The sequence below is a fragment of the Bradyrhizobium sp. genome, assembly GCF_019242285.1.
Classification (GTDB): domain Bacteria; phylum Pseudomonadota; class Alphaproteobacteria; order Rhizobiales; family Xanthobacteraceae; genus Bradyrhizobium.
The window spans coordinates 1-2,734 of sequence record NZ_JAFAVV010000066.1 but is presented as its reverse complement, the minus strand read 5'-3'; the positions used below and the strand labels follow the sequence as shown (position 1 = coordinate 2,734).

Sequence of the window (2,734 nt, the reverse complement as noted above, 5' to 3'; positions counted from 1 at the left end):
TAGAGGTTCGCGAACTGCTGGTCGGGCAACTGGTAGAGATGCCCGTTCGGCGCGGTCGTGAACGACTTGCCGATGAAGTCGTCGACGTCGAGCATCGGATCGGTGACGTCCTTGCCCTCGCCCTTCATCCAGTCGGTCAGGTCGACGGCCTGGCCGTAGCGGAAATGCGTGCCGATGAAGTCGGAATCGTTGATCCAGCCGTCATAGACGTTCTTGCCGGACTGCATCTGGGTCTGGATCTTCTCGACGACGTCGCCTTCCTGGATGATGTCGTGCTTGACCTTGATGCCGGTGATCTCCTCGAACGCCTTGGCGAGCGTGCGGGATTCGTATTCATGCGTGGTCAGCGTCTCGGAGACGGCGTTGATCTCCATGCCCTTGAAGGGTTCAGCGGCCTTCGCGAACCACTGCATCTCCTTCATCTGGTCGTCCTTCGACAGGGTCGAAGGCTGGAATTCATTGTCGATCCATTTCTTCGCCGCCGCATCGTCGGCGAAGGCGGGCGCCGTGACCGTCGCGGATGCTGCGATCAGCGCGAACGCGCTCGTCATCATCAAAGTCCGGGTCCTGGTGAGGGGTCCCTTGCCTCTATCAAAGTGTCGCATGTCGGTTCCTCCGTTATAGCGATGGACAATCAATCAGGCCCGGGTTGAAACCCCGGATCTGTGCTTTCACTTAAAGGCTAGACCGTGCGGAAAATGATCACGGCCATGCCCAGCGAAATCGCGGTTGCGAGCCACAGGCTCGACAGCTCAAATCCTTCTTCCCCAATCGGCAAAGTAGCGATGGCGTCGGTGCCGACCAGACCGATCCACAACAGATGAATGACGGCGGTCAGAATCAGCGAGATGAACAGCCGGTCGCCGCGCGTGGTCGGAATCCGCAGGACGCCGACGCGATCGGCTTCGGGATAGGCGGCGGCGAGATAGATCATCACCGCGAGCGTCAGCCCGAGCGCCGCAAAGAAGATCGCGGTCGGCAACGTCCAGGCCATCCATGCGATGCTTTCCATGGCCTATCTTCCTCCACACGACGCGCAGCGCTCCCTCTCCCCGCCTGCGGGGAGAGGGCTGGGGTGAGGGGCTCTCTCCACGAGCCGGACTCGTGGAGAGAGCCCCTCACCCGATTTGCTGCGCAAATCGACCTCTCCCCGCAAGCGGGGCGAGGTGGAGCGGAGCGCTGGGTTCGAAGAGTGTTCAATCATGGCTCGCCTCACACCCTGCCCAGCGCGAAGCCGCGCGCGATGTAGTTGCGAACGAACCAGATCACGAGCACGCCCGGGATCAAGGTCAGCACGCCGGCGGCCGCGAGCAGGCCCCAATCCATGCCGGCGGCCGAGACCGTGCGCGTCATCACCGCCGAGATCGGCTTGGCGTCGACCGAGGTCAGTGTGCGCGCCAGCAGCAGCTCGACCCAGGAGAACATGAAGCAGAAGAACGCGGCGACGCCGATGCCGCTCGCGATCAGCGGCACCAGGATCCTGACGAAGAAGCGCGGGAACGAATAGCCGTCGAGGAACGCGGTCTCGTCGATCTCGCGCGGCACGCCGGAGACGAAGCCTTCGAGGATCCAGACCGCCAGCGGCACGTTGAAGATGCAGTGCGCGAGCGCCACCGCCCAGGGCGTATCGAACAGGCCGATCGCGGAATAGAGGTTGAAGAACGGCAGCGCATAGACCGCGGCCGGCGCCATGCGGTTCGACAGCAGCCAGAAGAACAGATGCTTGTCGCCGAGGAAGCGGTAGCGCGAAAATGCATAGGCCGCCGGCAGCGCCACCGACACCGAGATCACGGTGTTGATGACCACGTATTTCAGCGAGTTGATGTAGCCGGAGTACCAGCTCTCGTCGGTGAAGATGCGGCGGTAGTGCTGCAGCGTGGGCGCATGCGGCCACAGCGTCATGGTCGAGACGATCTCGTTGTTGGTCTTGAAGCTCATATTGACCAGCCAATAGATCGGCACGAGCAGGAAGATCAGGAACAGCGCCATGATGAGGCGGCGGCCGGGGATCGAATGCATCACGCCGCTCCCTCTTTCGGCGACCGCTCGGCGCCGGCATTGGTCATGACGGTGTAGAACACCCAGCACACGATCAGGATGATCAGGTTGTAGACCAGCGACAGCGCCGCAGCCTTGCCGAGGTCGAACTGGCCGAGCGCGATCTTGACCAGCTCGATCGAGATGAAGGTGGTCGAGTTGCCTGGCCCGCCGCCGGTGACGACGAACGGCTCGGTGTAGATCATGAAAGAGTCCATGAAGCGCAGCAGCACCGCGATCAGCAGCACGCGATGCATCTTCGGCAGTTGGATGGCGGTGAACACCGCCCAGCGCGAGGCGCCGTCGATCTGGGCGGCCTGGTAGTAGGCGTCCGGGATCGATTTCAGGCCGGCATAGCAGAGCAGCGCGACCAGGCTGGTCCAGTGCCACACATCCATCACGATGACGGTAGTCCAGGCATCGAAGTCGTTGGAGACGTAATTGTAGTCGATGCCGAGCTGGTTCAGCACATAGCCCAGCAGGCCGATGTCGGGCCGGCCAAAGATCTGCCAGATGGTGCCGACCACGTTCCACGGAATCAGCAGCGGCAGCGCGAGAATCACGAGGCAGGCCGCGACCGTCCAGCCCTCGCGCGGCATCGACAGCGCGATCACGATGCCGAGCGGCACCTCGATCGCAAGGATCACGGCCGAGAAGAACAGGTTGCGCCAGAGCGAAGCGAAGAACCGCTCACCGA

Annotated in this window: 4 protein-coding genes; all 4 read right to left on the bottom strand. The window is 62.5% G+C overall.

The genetic code is table 11. The features are described from left to right. Positions 1-551 (bottom strand): extracellular solute-binding protein (locus JOY90_RS02895; RefSeq protein WP_291689664.1); only part of this gene is annotated, 551 nt, incomplete at its 3' end. A 131-nt stretch (positions 552-682) separates the two neighbouring features. After that, positions 683-1,012 carry a DUF2160 domain-containing protein gene (locus JOY90_RS02890; protein ID WP_291689663.1) on the bottom strand — a complete coding sequence of 110 codons (330 nt, stop codon included), beginning with the start codon at positions 1,010-1,012 and terminating at the stop codon, positions 683-685. A 200-nt stretch (positions 1,013-1,212) separates the two neighbouring features. Beyond that, the gene (locus JOY90_RS02885; RefSeq protein WP_291689662.1) at positions 1,213-2,019 is read right to left on the bottom strand and encodes a carbohydrate ABC transporter permease; all 807 of its coding nucleotides are present in this window, start codon (positions 2,017-2,019) and stop codon (positions 1,213-1,215) included. After that, the coding region (locus JOY90_RS02880; protein WP_291689661.1) for a carbohydrate ABC transporter permease at positions 2,019-2,734 on the bottom strand (716 nt) is incomplete at its 5' end. The genes JOY90_RS02885 and JOY90_RS02880, both read right to left, overlap by 1 nt.